Source organism: Cobetia sp. PDI-12MA, from assembly GCF_059507695.1.
The window spans coordinates 3,686,595-3,708,016 of the sequence record NZ_CM183351.1 but is presented as its reverse complement, the minus strand read 5'-3'; the positions used below and the strand labels follow the sequence as shown (position 1 = coordinate 3,708,016).

Here is a 21,422-nt window from a genome sequence, read left to right as displayed (position 1 = left end):
CAAGACTGCGCGTTGACAGGGCGTCCTGCCTTGCTACCGTGGTCACGACAGACGTACGTGCAGGATGTCTGGATAATAGACCGACGTGAGATCGGCAAGGCCGTCGCTGACAGTGGCGCGGCCCTCAAGGCTGGATACCGTAACAAGAGAGGAAAGCGACGTTGAAACCGGTGAAAGTAGGAATCTGTGGTCTAGGGACCGTAGGCGGCGGCACTTATAACGTGCTGATTCGCAATGCCGATGAGATTGCGCGTCGTGCTGGACGCCCGATCATCGTCGAACAGGTCGGCGCACGACGCGACAATCCTGACTGCGACATCACCGGCGTCAGCCGCACGCATGACATCTTCGAGGTCGCGCGTAATCCCGAGGTCGACGTGCTGGTCGAGCTGATCGGCGGCTACGATGTCGCCTATGAGCTGGTGATGGAAGCCATCGCCAACGGCAAGCATGTCGTGACCGCCAACAAGGCGCTGATCGCCGTCCACGGCAATGAGATCTTCCGTGCCGCGGCCGAGAAAGGCGTGATGGTAGCCTTCGAAGCCGCAGTGGCCGGTGGCATTCCCGTCATCAAGTCGCTGCGTGAAGGTCTGGGTGCCAACCGCATCCAGTGGCTGGCCGGCATCATCAACGGCACCGGCAACTTCATCCTCAGCGCGATGCGTGATGAAGGTCGCAGCTTCGAGGACGTGCTGGCCGAGGCTCAGGCGCTGGGCTATGCCGAAGCCGATCCGACCTTCGATGTCGAAGGCATCGATGCCGCGCACAAGCTGACCATCCTGGCCTCGATCGCCTTCGGCGTGCCGCTGCAGTTCGACAAGGCCTACACCGAAGGCATCTCGCGCATCACGGCCGAGGACATCGAGCAGGCCGATAACCTGGGCTACATCATCAAGCATCTGGGCATCACTCGCGCCACGGCCAAGGGCCTCGAGCTGCGCGTGCATCCGACGCTGATTCCCAAGGAGCGTCTGCTGGCCAATGTGCATGGCGTCAAGAATGCCATCGAGGTGATGGGCGACGCTGTCGGCCCGACCCTTTATTACGGCGCTGGCGCCGGTGCCGAGCCGACGGCCTCTGCCGTGGTCGCGGACCTGCTCGACGTGGCGCGCGATATCGCCACCGACCACCGCTACCGCGTGCCGTATCTGGCCTTCTCCGAGATTAATCAGCACGGCGACACTCTGCCGATCCTGCCGATGGAAGAGATCGAGACGGCCTGCTATCTGCGTCTGCACGCAGTGGACCGCCCGGGCGTGTTGGCACGTGTCGCGTCGATACTCTCCGATCAGGGCATCTCCATCGAGGCGATCATCCAGAAGGAAGCCACCGAAGGGGAGCTGGTGCCGATCATTCTGCTCACGCACCGTGCGCGCGAACTGCACATGAACGAAGCGATTCGTCAGCTGGAAGCGCTGGTGGATGTCGCCGGGTCCGTGGTGCGCATTCGTGTCGAGGATCTCGACGACAACGCCTGATCGCGGGCAAACGGGGTGGGGCTATCGACGCTGATGGCACCGCCCCGCTGGGCAGCCGGCGCAGGCCGGAAGAGCAAGAATCATAACGGTGGCAAGAGCCACGGGAAGACACGACATGCGTTATATCTCCACGCGCGGCCAGGCGCCGGCGCTCGGTTTTGAAGATGTGGTTCTCACGGGGCTTGCCAGCGATGGTGGCCTGTACGTGCCGGAAACCCTGCCGCAGTTCAGCGCCGAAGAACTGACGGCGATGGCCGGTGAGTCCTACGCGGAAATCGCCTTCCGTGTCATGAAGCCCTTCGTCGATGGCGCCATCGATGACGAGACCTTCCGTGACATCGTGCGCGAGACCTACGCGACCTTTAGTCACGATGCCGTCGCGCCGCTCAATCAGCTCGACAGCAACCATTACCTGCTGGAGCTGTTCCACGGCCCGACGCTGGCCTTCAAGGATGTCGCGCTGCAGCTGCTGGGTCGCCTGCTGGATCACTTCCTCGCCAAGCGCGGCGAGCGTGCGGTGATCATGGGCGCGACCTCCGGCGATACCGGTTCTGCCGCCATCGAAGGCTGCCGTGCCTGCGATCATGTGGATATCTTCATTCTGCATCCGCACAACCGTGTCTCCGAAGTGCAGCGTCGCCAGATGACCTCCGTGCTGGCGCCCAACGTCTTCAACATCGCCATCGAAGGCAACTTCGATGATGCCCAGGCGATGGTGAAGGCCAGCTTTGCCGATCAGGACTTCCTGAACGGCACGCGTCTGGTTGCGGTCAACTCGATCAACTGGGCGCGTATCATGGCTCAGACCGTCTACTACGTGGCCGCCGGTGTGGCGCTGGGTGCTCCGGCGCGCCAGGTCAGTTTCACGGTGCCGTCGGCCAACTTCGGCAACATCTTTGCCGGCTATCTGGCCTCGCGCATGGGGCTGCCGGTGCGCCAGCTGGTGATCGCCACCAACGCCAACGACATTCTGCATCGCACCATCTCCTCCAATGACTTCTCGCGTCAGGAGCTGAAGGCGACGCTGGCACCGTCGATGGATATCGTGGTGTCCTCCAACTTCGAGCGCCTGCTGTTCGAGGCCTATGGCCGCGATGGTCAGGCGATCCGTGAGCTGCTCGAGCACTTCTCGCGTGAACCGGCAGCACTGGCGGATGTCCCGCTGGCGAAGCTGCGTGAGCTGTTCTCCAGTCACAGTGTCGATGACGAGACGATCCTCGAAGTCATCCGTGAGGCCCACCATCGCACCGGTGAGATTCTCGATCCGCATACGGCAACCGGCTATCGTGCGGCTGAGGTCTGCCGTACCGATAGCGCGACGCCGATGATCACGCTGTCGACGGCGCATCCGGCCAAGTTTGCCGAAGCCGTGGCGCGTGCCGGCTTTGCTGGCGTCGACCTGCCGCCGCACCTGCATGACCTGCTGGAGCGCGAGGAGCGCTATAGCGTACTGCCGGCGGAGTTGGCGGCAGTGCAGGACTTCGTGCGCGAAAATCGCCGCGGGTGATTGCAACAACTGCCGGTTTGCCCGCTCGGGGTGATCGGCAGTCATCTTTTCATGGCCGTCATGTCTGCAGTCCGCTGCCGAGATGACGGCCATGTCGTTTGTCAGGAGCTCTTCATGTCTGTCACTTCCCCCGTGTCGCCCCCATTCTCGCAAGATTCCATGAGTCGACCGGATGAGCGCATGCTCGCGGCCAGCATTGCGCGAGTCATTCAGCCGCGCGTGCGGGACGAGCGTCTCTATCAACAGGGCATCGCGACCGGGCTCAGTGAATTGCAGGCGCGTGTGCTGGCAGGGCGCCTGACGCTGGAGAGCTGCAAGGCCCCCCTGGAGGCGCTGGTCACACCGGCGCTCCGGCATATCGAGCATCCCGAACGGCTGGCCGATGGCCGGCGCGCGGCAGAGCGCATCGCGCGCGCCGTCGCCGAGGGGGAGCATATCGGCATCCTCACGGACTATGACGTGGACGGCATCACCTCGCATGTGGTGATGCTGCGCACGCTGACCGAGCTGTTCGATGTGCCTTACGACCGCGTGCATAGCCTTATCGGCCATCGCATCCATGATGGTTATGGGATCAGTCTGCCGCTGGTCGAGCGCATCATGACGCTGTCGCCGCGCCCGTCATTGATCGTGACCGCGGACTGCGGCTCCAGTGATGAGGCGCGTCTGGCGTTGCTCAAGGAAGCGGGGATAGATGTCGTGGTGACGGATCACCATGCACTGCCTCAGGAAGGGCCGCCGGCTTCCGCCTACGCGACCGTCAATCCGACACGCGATGACTGCGCCTACCCCGACGCGACCATTGCCGGTTGCATGGTCGCCTGGCTGACCATGTCCTTGACGCGCAACATCTTGATCGAACAGGGCAGGTTGGCGAGCGACGCCCCCAAGCTGTCGCCGTGGTTGTCGTATGTGGCACTGGGGACAGTGGCGGACTGTGTGTCATTGGGGGGGAGTGCGATCAATCGTGCGGTCGTCAATCTGGGCCTCACGCTGATCAACCGCATGCAGGAACCCTGCTGGCGCGCGATGGCAGAACGGCTCGGGGCGGATAGCGTGCCCTTCAATGCCGAGACGCTGGCCTTCCAGATGGGGCCGCGTATCAATGCCCGCTCGCGTCTGGATGACCCGTACGCCGCGCTGCATTTCATGTTGGCGCGTGAAGATGATGCTGCCCAGCGTGCACTGGAAGTGCTCGATCAGGACAACCAGTCACGCAAGGCGATCGAGGCCGAGATGGTGGAGTCGGCGCGTGCCCTGGCGCTCACCTCCTTGCGGGAAGGTCATCAGGTGATCGTGGTCCACCTGGAGGATGGTCATCCCGGGGTGCAGGGCATTGTCGCTTCGCGCCTGGTGCAGCAGTTCGGGCGCCCGACCGTCGTGCTGACACCAGCCGCAGTGCCCGGCATGTTGACGGGCTCCGGGCGCTCCATCGAAGGATTGCACCTGCGGAATGCGCTGCAGCGCGCCCATGATCTCGTGCCGCACTGCCTGCCGCGCTTCGGTGGACATCGCGGCGCCGCTGGGGTGGGCTTGCCGCTGGCGGAAAAGGATACCTTCACTCGTGCTCTGCAACAGGCAGCCGCGGAGCAGTTGGGGGAGAGGGCGCTCAATCCCTTGATTCTCAGCGATGGTGAGCTGGTGGAAGGGCAGCTGAGTCTGGAAACGCTGGATGAGCTCGAGCGTCTGGCGCCCTTCGGACGTGAGTTCGAGGCGCCTCTCTTCGAGGGCAGCTTCCTGGTCGAGAGTCTCAGGCCGGTAGGCGCCGATGGCACGCACCTGTCATTGGAACTCTCGCTCGGGCGTACGCGCCTCAAGGCGATCTGGTTCCGTGCGCTGTCGCCGGGGGAATCGCCGGCATTCGGTGTGGGTTCCTCTGTGAAGTGTGCTTACAAGCTGTCGCGCAATCGCTGGCGGGGGAGAGAGTCACTGCAGTTGATGCTGGAGCACGCAGTGCCTGCATGAGCTTGTTTGGATGAATTGAAATTCCAGGCCCAAAAACCCTTGCCATCAAACCGATTTCTGCGTAAAGTACGCATCCGCTGCCGGGGACGCATGGCGTTACCAGCGGTGAAAGAGGTTTGCAGGTGATTGTTTTGCTTGATGTTTTTGAAGCCCGCTTCGAAAATCATCGATTGACAATCCCGGGCGATTGGCTAGAATACGCCGCACTCCTTGTGGAACAGGTGATCGAGCAATGCTCCTCACCGCTTGATGATGCTTAGAGGCAGTCGATTGACTCATCATCAAGTGCTTGACTTATCAAGCGTTCCGGGTAGAATATGCCTCCTCGCTTCACAGTGACGCTCTTTAAAAATTTGATCAGGTAATTCGTGTGAGCGCTTGCCGATGAGTGGTGACAAGGTCACCAAATATCGGAGCAAGCCTCTCACGAGAAGTTTGACTCTGAACCAAGTTTGGTCTGCTTAACAGACTATCAAGCTTTCAACTGAAGAGTTTGATCATGGCTCAGATTGAACGCTGGCGGCAGGCTTAACACATGCAAGTCGAGCGGAAACGATTCTAGCTTGCTAGAAGGCGTCGAGCGGCGGACGGGTGAGTAATGCATGGGGATCTGCCCGATAGTGGGGGACAACCTGGGGAAACTCAGGCTAATACCGCATACGTCCTACGGGAGAAAGCAGGGGATCTTCGGACCTTGCGCTATCGGATGAGCCCATGTCGGATTAGCTTGTTGGTGAGGTAACGGCTCACCAAGGCGACGATCCGTAGCTGGTCTGAGAGGATGATCAGCCACACTGGGACTGAGACACGGCCCAGACTCCTACGGGAGGCAGCAGTGGGGAATATTGGACAATGGGCGAAAGCCTGATCCAGCCATGCCGCGTGTGTGAAGAAGGCCTTCGGGTTGTAAAGCACTTTCAGCGAGGAAGAACGCCTCGGGATTAATACTTCCGAGGAAAGACATCACTCGCAGAAGAAGCACCGGCTAACTCCGTGCCAGCAGCCGCGGTAATACGGAGGGTGCAAGCGTTAATCGGAATTACTGGGCGTAAAGCGCGCGTAGGTGGCTAAGTCAGCCAGGTGTGAAAGCCCCGGGCTCAACCTGGGAACGGCATCTGGAACTGCTTGGCTAGAGTGCAGGAGAGGAAGGTAGAATTCCCGGTGTAGCGGTGAAATGCGTAGAGATCGGGAGGAATACCAGTGGCGAAGGCGGCCTTCTGGACTGACACTGACACTGAGGTGCGAAAGCGTGGGTAGCAAACAGGATTAGATACCCTGGTAGTCCACGCCGTAAACGATGTCAACTAGCCGTTGGGTCCCTTGAGGACTTAGTGGCGCAGCTAACGCAATAAGTTGACCGCCTGGGGAGTACGGCCGCAAGGTTAAAACTCAAATGAATTGACGGGGGCCCGCACAAGCGGTGGAGCATGTGGTTTAATTCGATGCAACGCGAAGAACCTTACCTACCCTTGACATCCAGAGGACTTTCCAGAGATGGATTGGTGCCTTCGGGAACTCTGAGACAGGTGCTGCATGGCTGTCGTCAGCTCGTGTTGTGAAATGTTGGGTTAAGTCCCGTAACGAGCGCAACCCCTATCCTTATTTGCCAGCGAGTAATGTCGGGAACTCTAAGGAGACTGCCGGTGACAAACCGGAGGAAGGTGGGGACGACGTCAAGTCATCATGGCCCTTACGGGTAGGGCTACACACGTGCTACAATGGCAAGTACAAAGGGTTGCAATACGGCGACGTGGAGCCAATCCCATAAAGCTTGCCTCAGTCCGGATTGGAGTCTGCAACTCGACTCCATGAAGTCGGAATCGCTAGTAATCGTGGATCAGAATGCCACGGTGAATACGTTCCCGGGCCTTGTACACACCGCCCGTCACACCATGGGAGTGGACTGCACCAGAAGTGGTTAGCCTAACCTTCGGGAGGGCGATCACCACGGTGTGGTTCATGACTGGGGTGAAGTCGTAACAAGGTAGCCCTAGGGGAACCTGGGGCTGGATCACCTCCTTATCGACACTGTCTACTGCTCGCGGCAAGTGCTCACAACGAATTACCTGATCAAGTTAGTTTATCGAGTAGTAGTGTCGGGTCTGTAGCTCAGTTGGTTAGAGCGCACCCCTGATAAGGGTGAGGTCGGCAGTTCAAATCTGCCCAGACCCACCAAAAGCTTCGTGCTTTTGTCGACACGGTTTTGCCGACTTTTGGGGCCATAGCTCAGCTGGGAGAGCGCCTGCCTTGCACGCAGGAGGTCAGCGGTTCGATCCCGCTTGGCTCCACCATGAAAGTCCGGTTCAGCTTCTACTACCTGATAACGCTGCACAGTCCACAGTGACAAGCATATCGCCTTCCTCGTGAAGGTTGTGTGACTTCTCACTGTTCTCTGAACAGCCGCTCTTTAACAATGTGAATCATGCTGACGATGGAATGTGCGCCAAGCACATCTCCATCAAACGATATGTCGGAGAGGTCCGACAGATTCGTAATCCTTGACAGACCCCTTGGGGTTATATGGTCAAGCGATTAAGCGCATACGGTGGATGCCTTGGCAGCCAGAGGCGATGAAGGACGTGATAGCCTGCGATAAGCGTTGGCGAGGTGGCAAATACCCTGCGACCCAACGATTTCCGAATGGGGAAACCCACTCACCATCAGGTGAGTATCTATAGGCCAATACATAACCTATAGAGGCAAACCCGGGGAACTGAAACATCTAAGTACCCGGAGGAAAAGAAATCAACCGAGATTCCCCAAGTAGCGGCGAGCGAACGGGGACCAGCCCTTAAGCGTGACAACTGACAGGCGAACAAGCTGGGAAGCTTGACGATACAGGGTGATAGTCCCGTAGTCGAAGTCTGAGCCACGTGAAATCGAGTAGGTCGGGGCACGAGAAACCCTGACTGAACATGGGGGGACCATCCTCCAAGGCTAAATACTCCTGGCTGACCGATAGTGAACCAGTACCGTGAGGGAAAGGCGAAAAGAACCCCGGCGAGGGGAGTGAAATAGATCCTGAAACCGTATGCGTACAAGCAGTGGGAGCACCTTCGTGGTGTGACCGCGTACCTTTTGTATAATGGGTCAGCGACTTATATTCTGTGGCGAGCTTAACCGTATAGGGGAGGCGTAGGGAAACCGAGTCTTAACTGGGCGACCAGTCGCAGGGTATAGACCCGAAACCGGGCGATCTATCCATGGCCAGGGTGAAGATTGAGTAACATCAATTGGAGGCCCGAACCCAAGTATGTTGAAAAATGCTGGGATGAGCTGTGGATCGGAGTGAAAGGCTAATCAAGCCCGGAGATAGCTGGTTCTCCTCGAAAGCTATTTAGGTAGCGCCTCACGTATCACCGCTGGGGGTAGAGCACTGTTTCGGCTAGGGGGTCATCCCGACTTACCAACCCGAGGCAAACTCCGAATACCAGTGAGTGCAGCGTGGGAGACACACAGCGGGTGCTAACGTCCGTTGTGAAAAGGGAAACAACCCAGACCGTCAGCTAAGGTCCCAAAATCCTGATTAAGTGGGAAACGATGTGGGAAGGCTCAGACAGCTAGGAGGTTGGCTTAGAAGCAGCCATCCTTTAAAGAAAGCGTAATAGCTCACTAGTCGAGTCGGCCTGCGCGGAAGATATAACGGGGCTAAATCAGGTACCGAAGCTACGGGTTCATCCTCTGGATGAGCGGTAGAGGAGCGTCGTGTAAGCCAATGAAGGTAGATTGAAAAGTCTGCTGGAGGTATCACGAGTGCGAATGCTGACATGAGTAACGATAAGGGGAGTGAAAAACTCCCCCGCCGGAAGACCAAGGTTTTCTGTTCTACGTTAATCGGAGCAGAGTGAGTCGGCCCCTAAGGCGAGGCGGAAACGCGTAGTCGATGGGAAACGGGTTAATATTCCCGTACCGGATGTGGTTGCGATGGGGGGACGAAGAAGGCTAGGTGAGCCAGGCGTTGGTTGTCCTGGTGAAAGCATGTAGGCCGAGGAATCAGGCAAATCCGGTTCCTCCGAGGTCGAGATGCGAGACGAACTGACCACGGTCAGGAAGTCATCGATGCCACGCTTCCAGGAAAAGCCTCTAAGCTTCAGATCACATGCGACCGTACCCCAAACCGACACAGGTGGTCAGGTAGAGAATACCAAGGCGCTTGAGAGAACTCGGGTGAAGGAACTAGGCAAAATGGCACCGTAACTTCGGGAGAAGGTGCACCGGTTCGAGTGAAGGACTTGCTCCGTAAGCTCCTACCGGTCGAAGATACCAGGTGGCTGCAACTGTTTATTAAAAACACAGCACTCTGCAAACGCGCAAGCGGACGTATAGGGTGTGACGCCTGCCCGGTGCCGGAAGGTTAATTGATGGGGTTAGGATTCGTCCGAAGCTCTTGATCGAAGCCCCGGTAAACGGCGGCCGTAACTATAACGGTCCTAAGGTAGCGAAATTCCTTGTCGGGTAAGTTCCGACCTGCACGAATGGCGTAATGATGGCCACGCTGTCTCCACCCGAGACTCAGTGAAATTGAAATCGCAGTGAAGATGCTGTGTACCCGCGGCTAGACGGAAAGACCCCGTGAACCTTTACTATAGCTTTACACTGGATGCTGATGTTGTCTGTGTAGGATAGCTGGGAGGCTTTGAAACCGCGTCGCCAGATGCGGTGGAGCCAACCTTGAAATACCAGCCTGACATCATTGGCGTTCTAACTCAGGTCCGTCATCCGGATCGAGGACAGTGTATGGTGGGTAGTTTGACTGGGGCGGTCTCCTCCTAAAGAGTAACGGAGGAGCACGAAGGTACCCTCAGCACGGTTGGAAATCGTGCATTGAGTGCAAGAGCATAAGGGTGCTTGACTGCGAGACAGACACGTCGAGCAGGTACGAAAGTAGGTTCTAGTGATCCGGTGGTTCTGTATGGAAGGGCCATCGCTCAACGGATAAAAGGTACTCCGGGGATAACAGGCTGATACCGCCCAAGAGTTCACATCGACGGCGGTGTTTGGCACCTCGATGTCGGCTCATCACATCCTGGGGCTGAAGTCGGTCCCAAGGGTATGGCTGTTCGCCATTTAAAGTGGTACGCGAGCTGGGTTTAGAACGTCGTGAGACAGTTCGGTCCCTATCTGCCGTGGGCGTCGGAAGTTTGAGAAGAGCTGCTCCTAGTACGAGAGGACCGGAGTGGACGAACCTCTGGTGTTCGGGTTGTCATGCCAATGGCATTGCCCGGTAGCTACGTTCGGACGGGATAACCGCTGAAGGCATCTAAGCGGGAAGCCCCCTTCAAGATGAGACTTCCCTGAGGCCTTGCGCCTCCTGAAGGGCCCTTGAAGACTACAAGGTTGATAGGCTGGGTGTGGAAGCACAGCAATGTGTTGAGCTAACCAGTACTAATTGCCCGTGAGGCTTGACCATATAACACCCAAGGGGTTTGCTCCGGCAAACCGCCGGGATTGCGACAGGATCGACGACATATCGGTCAGCATGATTCATATTGCGAGTCCCGAGGCCACAAGCCTCGAGACTCAGGCATCGCAAGATGCCACCGTTTCGCCTGACGACCATAGCGAGCGTGAACCACCCGATCCCATGCCGAACTCGGAAGTGAAACCGCTTAGCGCCGATGGTAGTGTGGAGTTTCTCCATGTGAGAGTAGGTCATCGTCAGGCACTTATACTGAACCGCCCCTGTAGCCTTGCTGCAGGGGCGGTTCTCTTTGTGCTAAGGAAAAATCATAGGCGCGAAGGTCATGCGTGGGAGAAGCCATGTGCGACATGTGTGGAAAGGCATGCATAGAGACGTCAGCAGATCCGCTGTGCAGAAAGAAGGCCAAAGGAAGCGCCCCTGTCACTGATGTGGCAGGGGCGTTTTTGCATTAACGGCACCTTGATCAAGCGGGATAAATAAGAGGCACGCGGGGTAAAGTAGAGCAAAGCGGCTGTGGAAAACTCAAGACTCGGCAGTGCAGGAGCTATCCATACGAACTCGCGACAGCTATTTTCCCTCCAGTGTGCTGCCGGGGGCCCAGGCCTCGGAGTTGCCGGGCGGCATGCCATGAGCACTCTCGTTGCGAGTCTTGCGAGAGCCGTCTGGTGCTCTTTTAGGCAGGAAGAGGTCACGAAAAAAGCCCTGCCACACAGCGTGTGACAGGGCTTGGAGGTGATAATCTTGTGCGATTGCCTTTGTGCGATCGCCTTGCGCAACTGCAGGACTACAGAGCAAGGCTGGGAGTGTGTTTCATGACTTGGCGAGCCAGAACCACCAGACAATGGCGGCAATCAGGCCGAGTCCTAGCAGATTGATGGCCATGCAGATCATGCTGACGCTCCTTGTGAGGTGGTGGCGGTATTCTCGGGGCTACCCGTTGCGGATCCAGCTGCGCTCGGGGGCGTATATCGACGCAGACGATTGGCATTGGTCACGACGGTGACCGATGACAAGGACATGGCCAGCCCCGCGATGACCGGCGACAGCAACATGCCCGTGAAGGGGTAGAGGATGCCCGCGGCAATCGGGATGCCGATCAGGTTGTAGCCGAAGGCACCCACCAGGTTCTGCTTGATGTTGCGCAGGGTGGCCTGGCTGATCGCGATCGCATCCGCGACCCCGCCCAGCGACGGATGCATCAACGTGATACCGGCGGTCTCGATGGCAACGTCAGTACCTTCGCCCATCGCGAAGCCGACATCGGCCAGCGCCAGCGCCGGCGCATCATTGATGCCATCGCCGACCATGCCCACCACATGACCTTCCTGCTGCAGCCGCGCGATCTCATCATGCTTGTCATCCGGTGAGACGCCAGCACGGTAATCATCGATACCTGTCTCGCGCGCCACGGCCGCTGCCGTGTGAGGGTTGTCACCGGTCAGCATGATCACCTTGAGGCCGATGGCATGCAGGCGAGCAATGGCATCGCGACTATCGTCACGCAGCGGGTCGGCCAGCCCGAAGACGGCGAGCAATTCATCGTCGCGAGCCATCAGGATCAAGGTGCGCGCATTGTCTTCCAGCGCCGTGATCTGCTCGCTGAGAGGAGCAAGGCTGATGCCTGCCTCTTCCAGCATGGCAGCGTTGCCCATGCGCCAGGTGCGACCTGTATCGTCCTGGGCCTGAATGCCGCGCCCGCTGATGGTCTGGTAGTCATGGAAGGCCTTGCTGCGCGAGGCATCGGGGCGTCTGGCTTCGATATGTGCCAGCAGCGCCGCGGCCAGCGGGTGCTCGGAGCCCCGCTCCAGTGCATATGCTGCATCCAGCACGGCTTCCTCGTCTTCCCCTTCGAGGAGCGAGACCTCGGTGACTTCCGGCTTGCCGCGCGTCAGGGTGCCGGTCTTGTCGACCACCAGCGCAGTCAAGCGACTGGCGGTCTGCAGTGCCTCACCGCTGCGTACCAGCACGCCATGCTCCGCTGCCTTGCCGACCCCGATCATGGTCGAGATCGGCGTCGCCAGACCCAGTGCACACGGGCAAGCGATGACGAGTACCGCCGTCGCGACCACCAACATATGGACGCCGGTCGGCGCAGGCCCGAAGTTGAACCACACCAGCGCCGCGACGATGGCGATGATCATCACGCTGGGCACGAACACGCCGGAGATGGTGTCAGCCAGCCGGCCAATCGGCGGGCGCGAATTCTGCGCCTGACGCACCTGGCTGATGATGCGTCCCAGGCGCGTCTCGCTACCGACGCGCTCGACCTCGAAGACCAGGCTGCCACGCGTATTGAGCGTGCCGGCGGCTACTTCATCGCCGATACCGCGTGACACGGGCAGCGGTTCACCGCTGAGCATCGATTCATCGATATGGCTCTGGCCCTCGATGACCCTGCCGTCCACCGGAATGCGCTCACCGGGGCGAATGCGCACCTGGTCCCCGCTGCGGACCTCGTTGATATCGACCTCGTGCTCTTCACCGTCGCGGATCACGCGGGCAGTGCGAGTCTGCAGATCAAGTAGCGCGCGCAGCGCCTGCTGAGTACGGCCCCGGGCGCGGACTTCCAGCGCCTGCCCCAGGCTGATCAAGCCGATGATCATGGTCGAGGCTTCAAAGTAGAGTCCGCGCGCCGCCGGGGGCACGCTGTCGGGAAACAGCAGCACGCCCATGGAGTAGATCCATGCCGCTCCGGTACCGAGCGCCACCAGCGTGTCCATGTTGGCCTGATGGTGCGTGAAGGCCTTCCAGGCGCTGGTGAAGAAGCTGCGTCCTGCCGTGGCGAGCACGCCTAGCACGGCGACGCCGATCGCCAGCCACACCCCGCGCTCGAGCCCCTCGAATCCGGGGTGATGGAAGAACATGCTGATCATCAGGGGGATACCGATGCCCAGCGACAGCACGCTGTCGCGGACACGAGAGCGATATTCCTGATCGGCGTCTTCCTGCTGTTGCTGCTCACCGGCCTGCGCGTCTTCCACCAGGCTTGCCCCGTAGCCGATACCTTCGATGGCAGAGACGATCTCGTCGGGAGCGAGGCGGCTCGTGACCTGGGCGGTGCGTGAGGCGAAGTTGACCTGCGCCTGCTCAACTCCATCCAGGCCATCCAGTGCCTTCTGGATCGTCGCCACGCAGCTGGCACAGGTGACGCCGGACAGTGAGAACTCGGTGCTTGCGCTATCGGCTGGCTGGCTCGCAGTCGCTGCCTTGTTTGCAACGGCCGGGGTATCAGCAGCCGGCGCGACTTGAGCTTCATCCACCTCGGCGGGGGCCTCAAGCGAATAGCCCGTCTCGAGAATGATGCTCTCGAGCAGCCCGCGCGGCAGACAGGCGACCACGTCGAGAGTGTCTTCTTTCGGCGTGCCACTGACTTGCGCGGTGTCATCCCAGTGCTGGATGGCCTCGCGCAATCTGGCGACGCACTTCTGGCAGTGCATGCCGTACACCGACAGATCATGATGGGCGCGTTCCGGCAGGGCTTTCTCCTTGAGGGGGTAGCCGCAGTCTTCCGCGACTTCCTGCAGTGCCGTGGATGATAGCTGGCTGTGCATCAGCAACAGCTCCGCGTCAGGCGCGCCGAGCAACTCGGCCTGCGGGTCCTGCGCCTGCAAGGCACGACGAATCCTGCTGACACAGCCCTGACAATGGATGCCTGGTGCCTGCATAAGTCGCGTCTCGGGAAGTGACGGGGTCATCATGACTGCCCCCCGTCGCGATGTTGAGAAGTGGAAGCGGTGTCGGGCATGTCCTGCGGAAAGCCTTCGATCAGACAGCACACGCTGTTGCCGTCCGGCACGCCATCCGGCAGGTCCTGCCAGCAATCCAGCGCATGCTCCATGCGCCCTGCCAGGGCTTCCAGCTCACGAATTCGCTCGCGCACTTTCGGCAGGTGCTGCCGCAGCAGGTCACGAACCAGTGGGCACGGCGAGTCGTGCTGATCCGCCTGCTCGAGAATCTGTTTGATGTCGGCAAGGCTGAAGCCCAGCTGGCGTGCCTGACTGATGAATTTGAGTCGTACCAGCGCCTGCTCATCAAAGCGCTGATAGTTGTTGACGGGATCACGTCGGGCCGTGATCAGCCCCTGGCGCGTGTAATGGCGAACGGTTTCGGCGGTGACGCCCCCCGCGCGGGCCAGTTCGGCGACTTTCATTGCATCATCTCCTGGTGATCGAGAGTGGCGGAGAGAGCATTCGGCTGCCCTGTAGGTCTGTCGGCAGCCAATGTTCCGTGACTGATCATCAGTGTAAGACTTATGTGTTGCACATAGGTCAAGCGAGCCGATACATACGAAAAATCTGATGTTCGACCAATAGGCTAGAGGGGGGAGAAGAGGGGGCTGTCGTGTTTTAAACGCTGGCGACAAGGCACGAAATCGTCGTCAGGTCATGGGCTTAGCAGCACGTGACAGTGCAGACATGAATGAAAGTTCCCTGAATACTAGAAATCTCCCTATTCAAACAAACGTTCGCCCTTGACTTGAACGCACGACTCGCCCAAAACGTAGATGACAGAGCTATGCATCAACGAATGATAACAACAACATGCGGCTCTCCAGCCACCTGCAATGGGACGCCATCCATAATGAAAAACAAGATGAACAAACTCACCCTCGGGGTCGCTCTGGCAACGGTAGCCACGGCTTATGCCGGTGGCGTTCACGCGGGGGCCTTCCAGCTGAACGAGCAGAGTGTCAGTACCCAGGGCACCTCCTTCGCCGGGCGCGCCTCGAATGCCAATGATGCCTCCACCGTGTTCGGCAACCCCGCCGGCATGTCCTTCCTGGATCGTGCCCAGATCACCGGCGGTGTGACCTATCTTGACGTCAATACCGATATTGATGTCGCCAGCGCGAATGATGCACTCGGTCGGCCAGTCTCTGGCGGAGATGACGGCGACATGGTGCCGGGGGCGGCAGTGCCTTCCTTCTATTACGTGCAGCCGATGAATGATCGGGTAGCACTGGGCTTCGGGGTCTACGCACCCTTTGGCGTGATCACCGATTATGGTTCTGATTTCCGCGGCCGTTATTTCGCCAATTACAGTGAAGTCGAGGTGGTCACCGCCCAGCCGACCATCTCCTACCGCATCAATGACAAGTGGGCCATCGGTGCCGGTGTGACCTACAACAGCATCAAGGGTGAGCTGACGTCGAATACTCTCGATGTCGGCGCAGGCGATGGCAAGGTCAAGATCAAGGGCGACGATGCCGCCTGGGGCTACAACGTCGGGGTCATCTTCCAGCCGGTGGAAAGTACCCGCCTCGGTCTGTCCTATCGCTCCAAGGTGGATTACAGCCTGGAAGGCGAGGCCAAGTACAACAATGTCTTCACTGGCACGGGCTTCGTTAATACCGAGCAGGATGCGTCGCTGGATGTGACCCTGCCGGAAAGCATCGACTTCTCCGTGACGCACAAGCTGGATGATCGCTGGACGCTGATGGCAGGCGTGACCTGGGTGCACTGGAGCCGCTTTGACGAGATCGCGGTGGAAGTCGACAACATGAGCGACATCGTCGAGGAGCAGGGCTACGAGGACAGCTGGCAGTACGCGGTGGGTCTGAGCTATCAGCTCAATCCGCAGTGGGTGCTGCGCACCGGCATGGCCTTCGATGACAGCCCGACCGTGGATGAGCATCGCAGCGCGCGTATCCCGTCCGGGGATCGCACCATCTTCTCGCTGGGGGCCGGCTGGACGCCGATGCCGGAGCTGACCATCGACATGGCCTACACCTACCTGTGGGAAGAGACGGCCACCGTCAGCCTGAGCGAGCCCAACCGTGGTACCTATGAAGCCGATTATGAGAATGAAGCGCATGGCTTCGGTCTCGGCGCGACCTATCGCTTCTGAGTACGTAAGCGGCTGAAACGCTGAGCTGATTTCGGGACAATCGATACAAAGAACGCCCGGTCATATGACCGGGCGTTTTCTTGTCGTCCTGCCGGGTTCATCAGGCAAGGGCGGAACTATCGCCTCAGCGCGAGCATTGGCGAACCGTCACCAGCGCCTGACATGACGATCAGAAGTCGTAACGCGCCAGGAACATCAACTGGTCGCGGTCGGCGCTGTACTCGCTTCCGTCTGACTGGCGGCTGTTGTCGAAGCGATACTCGGTGGCCAGCGTCAGGTCCTTGACCCGCCAGGCTGCGCCCAGAATCTGATAGGCGTAGCGTGCTTCGCTGTCGGCGTCTTCCAGGTGGTTCAGGCCGCCATAGAGCTCGACACTGTCATCACCCCAGATGACCTCCTTGAACTTGTAGTTGACCACGAATTCCGCGCCGCGCGCCTTGTCGACGAAGCTTTCCGAGGAGTCCAGGGTGCTGCCGGCGATGTGATTGCGATATTCCCCGCCGACGAGGGCGATGTACCAGTTGCCCGGCGACCAGTGACCACCGAGCAGCCAGGCATCGATATCGCCGTTCTCGCTGTTGCCGCTCTCGTAGTCGCTCATCTCCGTATGGTGGAAGACCCCGCCTACCGTGAAGTCCTCGTTCGGGTGCCAGTTGAGCGCGGCTTCATAGCTGTAGTCACGCTCATACCCCGAGTACTCGGTCTCGGTGGTGAAGACGCCATCCTCGAAGAGTGAGGTCTCGTTGCTGTGCTGGCCGTCATGGCCGAGCTGGTAGAGCAGGCCGACAGTGACGTCGTCGAAGCCTTTCTTCCAGTACAGCGAGTTGTCCGGCCGCCCCGTGCCATGCAGGCCACCATCACCGCTGCGGCCTTCGAATGTCCCTGACGCCTCGCCACCATTGATCCAGAACCAGTCGGTGTTGACGGCCACCATGTCGTACCAGGGGCCATACTGCTTGCCGACCGTGAAGCTGCCCCATTTCTCGTGGGCCGCTCCGGCGTAGAGCATGCGCTTGTAGTGAGCATCGGTGCCGTCCTTGAACCAGGGATCGAAGCCCCATTCGGCGCGGATGATGGAGCTCCAGCCCTGCTCGAACTGATGCTCGTGGATCAGGCGCACCCGTGAGCCGCCGTTGTAGATCTCGTCGTGTGCGCCATCCTGGATCACCGCAAACGCCGCCAGGCGGCCACTGAACTCGACGCGGTCGGTATCCGTCTTGTAGACCTCGATGGCCTGGGCCATGGGGCTCATGCTCAGCAGTCCCGTGCCGAGCAGGGCTGCGCCAATCGCGTGACGCAGTCGTGAGTGAGTGTGAAGGGGGATGCTGGCTGTTGTTGTAGGTTGCATCGTCATCCTGTGCATGTCTTTCCATCGGCGTGGGTCATGCCGGAGCGTCCTGCTCCGGCCTCGGTCGGGTGCAAGCACCCGGCTGCCCTTGCCCGGGGCGAGGCCGGGCGCTCATCGCCACCCTTCAGGCAGGCAGTAATGAGGCCCTGCGCCTTTTCCCAGGCAAAGTGGGGTCTTGATGGGCGCCGCAGCGCCCATCAGGCATGTCGTCTTTTCAGGGTGTCAGTGGTGCGCCTGGCCCAGGTCCGGGGCGAAGGCGGCCTGCATCAATTCACGCGTATAACGCTCCCGGGGCGCCTCGAAGATGGCGTGGGTACTGCCGCTTTCCACTACCTCGCCTTCCTTCATCACGATGAGGTGGTCTGACAACGCACGCACGACCGCCAGGTCATGGCTGATGAACAGATAGGTCAGGCCATGACGCGCCTGCAGGTCGCGCAGCAGGTCGATCACCGTGACCTGTACCGAGCGGTCCAGCGCCGAGGTCGGCTCGTCCAGCAGCAGGAATTCCGGCTTGAGCACCAGGGCGCGCGCGATGGCGATGCGTTGGCGCTGACCGCCGGAGAACTCATGCGGATAGCGATTGCGCATGCCGGGGTCGAGGCTGACCTCGCTCAGGGCTTCGCAGACCCGCGCATCGCGTTGGGCGCGATTGAGCTCGGGATGATGCACACGCAGGCCTTCGCTGATGATCTCGCCCACGGTCAGGCGCGGCGACAGGGAGCCGAAGGGGTCCTGGAAGACGACCTGCATGCGCGAGCGCAGCGGCCGCATGCCGGGCTTGTCCAGCGCGGCGATGTCCACACCATCGAAGTCGATGTTGCCCTGGCTCTTGAGCAGGCGCAGCAGGGCACGACCCAGCGTCGACTTGCCGGAGCCGGACTCGCCGACGATGCCGATGGTCTGCCCGCGTCGCACCTCGAGATCGATGCCGCGCACCGCCTCGAAGGCGACCTTGGGGCCGAGCAGCGGACGCTTGATGGTGAAGCTGACACGCACATCGCGCGCCGACAGCAGCACTGGTGCATCCGCGGCCACCGGGGCCTTCTCGCCGGCCGGTTCGGCATCGATCAACATGCGGGTGTAGGCGTGCTGCGGGCGCTCGAAGACGTCGTGGGTGGCGCCGGTTTCCAACAGCTCGCCGTGACGCATCACGCAGACGCGGTCCGCGAAGTGGCGCACGATGCTCAGGTCGTGGGTGATGAACAGGATCGCCATGCCGTAGCGCTGCTGCAGCGACTTGAGCAGCCGCAGGATCTGCGCCTGCACCGTGACATCCAGTGCGGTAGTCGGTTCATCGGCGATCAGCAGGTCCGGCTCGCAGGCCAGCGCGATGGCGATCATCACGCGCTGACGCTGGCCACCGGACAGCTCGTGGGGATAGCTGTCGATACGTCGCGCCGGCTCCGGAATGCCGACCTGCTCAAGCAGTTCCAGCGCCTTGTGGCGAGCCGCGCGACCCTTGAGGTCACGATGCAGCGCCAGTACCTCGATGATCTGGCGTCCGATGCGGTGCAGCGGATTGAGCGAGGTCATCGGCTCCTGGAAGACGGTGGCGATGCGGTTGCCGCGCAGCTCGCGCATACGCCGCGTCGAGGCACTCAGCAGGTCTTCGCCGCGCAGGCGGATGGCGCCCTTTATCTCGGCGAGTTCCGGCAGCAGGCGCAGGATGGCGGTGGACGTGACCGACTTGCCGGAGCCGGACTCGCCGACCAGCGCCAGCGTCTCGCCCTTGTTGAGGGTGAAGCTGACGCCCTTGACGGCGGGTACCGCGCCGTCCGGCAGCTGGAAGTCGACCTTGAGATCATCGACCTCCATCAGCGGCGGCGTGCCCGGCGCCTCGGCGGCCAGGCCCAGGCGAGTCAGGGTGTCGGCGCGCGCCTGGTCGGCGGCGTTGCGTGCTGGCGGCAGGCTGGAGGAGGTGCCGGAGGTAGAGGGTGAAGAAGTCATGATCAGCGCTCCGGTTCAGCGAGTCTTGGGGTCGAGGGCATCACGCAGCCCATCGCCGAGGAAGTTGAGGCAGAACAGGGTCGCGGCGAGGAAGGCCGAGGGCACCAGCAGCATCCAGGGCGCGGTCTCCATCATGTCCTTGCCTTCGGAGATCAACACGCCCCACGAGGTCAGCGGTTCCTGCACGCCGAGACCGAGGAACGACAGGAAGCTTTCCAGCAGGATTACCTTGGGCACCGTCAGCGTGACGTAGACGATCACCGGGCCCAGCGCATTGGGGATCAGGTGGCGGGTGACCACCTGCAGGTCGCGCACCCCCAGCGCATGCGCCGCCTCGACGAATTCGCGCTTCTTGAGCGCCAGCACCTGGCCGCGCACGATACGCGACATGTCCAGCCACTCCACCGCACCGATGGCGGCGTAGATCAGGAAGATGTTGCGACCGAACACCACCATCAGCAGGATCACCAGGAACATGAATGGCAGCGAATACATGATGTCGACGAAGCGCATCATCAGGTTGTCGGTGCGTCCGCCGAAGTAGCCGGAGACGGCGCCGTAGAGCACGCCGATCACCAGACTGACGAAGGTGGCGACCAGCGCCACCGACAGCGAGATCTGGCCGCCATGCAGGGTGCGGGTCAGCAGGTCGCGGCCGTTGACGTCGGTGCCGAAGACGTGGCCGGAGGCCAGGTCCGGGCCGGTGCCGATGGCGTTCCAGTCGACTTCATCGAGTTCGAAGGGCGTCAGCCACGGGCCGATCAGGCAGGCCAGCACGATGATGGCCATCACCACCAGGCTGCACATGGCGGCGCGATTCTGCTTGAGGCGACGCCAGGCGTCGCGGGTCAGGCTGTCGCCTGCCGGCGCGGCAGGGGGCTGGCCGTCGAAGGCACTGGCACCGCCGGTGCCGTGGGGGGCGGGAGTTGTCTGTGACATGTCAGGGCCTCGGGTCAGTCGTCGTAGCGGATCTGCGGGTCGAGCATGCTGTAGAGCAGATCGACGATCAGGTTGAGCAGCAGGATCAAGGCGCCATAGAAGACCACCGTGCCCATCACCAGGGTGTAGTCACGATTGAGCGCACCCTGCACGAAATAGCGCCCGATGCCGGGAATGCCGAAGATCTGCTCGATCACCACCGAGCCGGTGATGATGCCGGCGATGGCCGGGCCGAGGTACGAGACCACCGGCAGCATCGCCGGTCGCAATGCATGGCGCAGAATCACCTTCCACTCGCTCAGGCCCTTGGCGCGGGCGGTGCGGATGTAGTGGCTGCCGAGCACCTCGATCATGCTGGCGCGCATCATGCGGGCGATGTAGGCGATCTGCTGGATGGAGAGCGCCACCACCGGCAGCAGCAGGTTCTGCCAGGCGCCGCCGTTCCAGCCGCCGGCCGGCAGCCAGCCAAGCAGCACGCCGAACACCAGCGCCAGCAGCGGGGCGATCACGAAGTTGGGCACCGCGATCCCCGCCAGCGCAGTACTCATCACCACATAATCTGCCGTCGAGTTGCGCCGGATGGCCGCGATCACCCCCAGCGGCACCCCGATCAGCAGCGCGGCCAGAATCGCCCACATGCCCAGTTCCAGGCTGGCCGGGAAGCCCTGGCTGATCAGCTCGCTGACATCGAAGTCCTTGTACTTGAAGGACGGGCCGAGATCGCCCTGCACCAGATCACCCAGATAGCGCAGATACTGCATCGGCAATGGCTCATCCAGGTGATAGGCCGCGCGCAGGTTCTGCTCGATTTCCGGGGGGAGACGGCGCTCGCCATCGAAGGGGCCGCCCGGAGCGACCCGCATCAGGAAGAACGATAGGGTGATCACGATCAGCAGGGTGGGAATCGCCTGCAGCAACCGTTTGAGGGTGTAGCTCAGCATCCAGTGCTCCGTCCGAGCCGCTGCC

10 protein-coding genes, 2 tRNA genes and 3 rRNA genes are annotated in these 21,422 nt (G+C 60.7%); 9 read left to right on the top strand and 6 right to left on the bottom strand.

Features of this window, described 5'->3' with window-relative positions; translation table 11 throughout:
* Positions 1-161 precede the first annotated feature (161 nt).
* The 8 genes from AC5WNI_RS15630 (at position 162) to rrf (ending at position 10,614) form a co-directional block, all read left to right on the top strand.
* Positions 162-1,478, top strand: coding sequence for a homoserine dehydrogenase (locus AC5WNI_RS15630; protein ID WP_175090719.1), 1,317 nt, complete (start codon positions 162-164; stop codon positions 1,476-1,478).
* 115 nt (positions 1,479-1,593) lie between these two features.
* Positions 1,594-2,985, top strand: a complete 1,392-nt coding sequence (gene thrC, locus AC5WNI_RS15625) for a threonine synthase (RefSeq protein ID WP_175090718.1) — start codon at positions 1,594-1,596, stop codon at positions 2,983-2,985.
* 180 nt (positions 2,986-3,165) lie between these two features.
* Positions 3,166-4,950 carry a single-stranded-DNA-specific exonuclease RecJ gene (locus AC5WNI_RS15620; protein WP_438940933.1) on the top strand — a complete coding sequence of 595 codons (1,785 nt, stop codon included), beginning with the start codon at positions 3,166-3,168 and terminating at the stop codon, positions 4,948-4,950.
* Between the two features lie 481 nt (positions 4,951-5,431).
* Positions 5,432-6,972: ribosomal RNA gene (locus AC5WNI_RS15615) — 16S ribosomal RNA — on the top strand.
* A 76-nt stretch (positions 6,973-7,048) separates the two neighbouring features.
* Positions 7,049-7,125: transfer RNA gene (locus AC5WNI_RS15610), tRNA-Ile, on the top strand.
* Positions 7,126-7,165: 40 nt separating this feature from the next.
* Positions 7,166-7,241: transfer RNA gene (locus AC5WNI_RS15605), tRNA-Ala, on the top strand.
* A gap of 231 nt (positions 7,242-7,472) precedes the next feature.
* Positions 7,473-10,360 (top strand): 23S ribosomal RNA (locus AC5WNI_RS15600).
* Between the two features lie 138 nt (positions 10,361-10,498).
* A 5S ribosomal RNA gene (gene rrf, locus AC5WNI_RS15595) occupies positions 10,499-10,614 on the top strand.
* Together the 16S, 23S and 5S rRNA genes with 2 tRNA genes alongside form the textbook arrangement of a ribosomal RNA operon.
* Before the next feature lie 645 nt (positions 10,615-11,259).
* Here rrf and AC5WNI_RS15590 read toward each other — a convergent pair.
* A complete protein-coding gene (locus tag AC5WNI_RS15590; RefSeq protein WP_439648328.1) occupies positions 11,260-13,809 on the bottom strand; it encodes a heavy metal translocating P-type ATPase in 2,550 nt (849 codons plus the stop codon).
* Between the two features lie 257 nt (positions 13,810-14,066).
* Positions 14,067-14,522 (bottom strand): MerR family DNA-binding protein, encoded by a 456-nt coding sequence (locus AC5WNI_RS15585; RefSeq protein ID WP_175089711.1) that lies wholly within the window; start codon positions 14,520-14,522, stop codon positions 14,067-14,069.
* Between the two features lie 443 nt (positions 14,523-14,965).
* On the opposite strand from AC5WNI_RS15585, the gene AC5WNI_RS15580 reads away from it, so the two are divergent.
* Positions 14,966-16,219, top strand: coding sequence for an OmpP1/FadL family transporter (locus tag AC5WNI_RS15580; protein WP_254627089.1), 1,254 nt, complete (start codon positions 14,966-14,968; stop codon positions 16,217-16,219).
* A 169-nt stretch (positions 16,220-16,388) separates the two neighbouring features.
* Here the strand turns inward: AC5WNI_RS15580 and AC5WNI_RS15575 are convergent, their stop codons facing one another.
* The 4 genes from AC5WNI_RS15575 to oppB all read right to left on the bottom strand — a co-directional run bounded on the left by AC5WNI_RS15575 (position 16,389) and on the right by oppB (position 21,397).
* Positions 16,389-17,471: a porin gene (locus AC5WNI_RS15575; protein WP_175089709.1), complete on the bottom strand. Its 1,083-nt coding sequence runs from the start codon at positions 17,469-17,471 to the stop codon at positions 16,389-16,391.
* A gap of 318 nt (positions 17,472-17,789) precedes the next feature.
* Positions 17,790-19,385 (bottom strand): ABC transporter ATP-binding protein, encoded by a 1,596-nt coding sequence (locus AC5WNI_RS15570; RefSeq protein ID WP_487886291.1) that lies wholly within the window; start codon positions 19,383-19,385, stop codon positions 17,790-17,792.
* A gap of 147 nt (positions 19,386-19,532) precedes the next feature.
* Positions 19,533-20,456 (bottom strand): ABC transporter permease, encoded by a 924-nt coding sequence (locus AC5WNI_RS15565; RefSeq protein WP_175089707.1) that lies wholly within the window; start codon positions 20,454-20,456, stop codon positions 19,533-19,535.
* A gap of 14 nt (positions 20,457-20,470) precedes the next feature.
* On the bottom strand, positions 20,471-21,397 hold the full coding sequence (gene oppB, locus AC5WNI_RS15560) for an oligopeptide ABC transporter permease OppB (protein WP_043337152.1): 927 nt from the start codon (positions 21,395-21,397) through the stop codon (positions 20,471-20,473).
* Positions 21,398-21,422: the final 25 nt, after the last annotated feature.

Excerpts from the sequence above, each read along its gene's own strand:
- thrC (WP_175090718.1), top strand. The coding sequence starts at position 1,594 with ATGCGTTATATCTCCACGCGCGGCCAGGCGCCGGCGCTCGGTTTTGAA.
- AC5WNI_RS15620 (WP_438940933.1), top strand. The coding sequence starts at position 3,166 with ATGCTCGCGGCCAGCATTGCGCGAGTCATTCAGCCGCGCGTGCGGGAC.
- AC5WNI_RS15590 (WP_439648328.1), bottom strand. The coding sequence starts at position 13,809 with ATGCACTGCCAGAAGTGCGTCGCCAGATTGCGCGAGGCCATCCAGCAC.
- AC5WNI_RS15585 (WP_175089711.1), bottom strand. The coding sequence starts at position 14,522 with ATGAAAGTCGCCGAACTGGCCCGCGCGGGGGGCGTCACCGCCGAAACC.
- AC5WNI_RS15580 (WP_254627089.1), top strand. The coding sequence starts at position 14,966 with ATGAACAAACTCACCCTCGGGGTCGCTCTGGCAACGGTAGCCACGGCT.
- AC5WNI_RS15575 (WP_175089709.1), bottom strand. The coding sequence starts at position 17,471 with ATGAGCCCCATGGCCCAGGCCATCGAGGTCTACAAGACGGATACCGAC.
- AC5WNI_RS15570 (WP_487886291.1), bottom strand. The coding sequence starts at position 19,385 with ATGGAGGTCGATGATCTCAAGGTCGACTTCCAGCTGCCGGACGGCGCG.
- AC5WNI_RS15565 (WP_175089707.1), bottom strand. The coding sequence starts at position 20,456 with ATGTCACAGACAACTCCCGCCCCCCACGGCACCGGCGGTGCCAGTGCC.
- oppB (WP_043337152.1), bottom strand. The coding sequence starts at position 21,397 with ATGCTGAGCTACACCCTCAAACGGTTGCTGCAGGCGATTCCCACCCTG.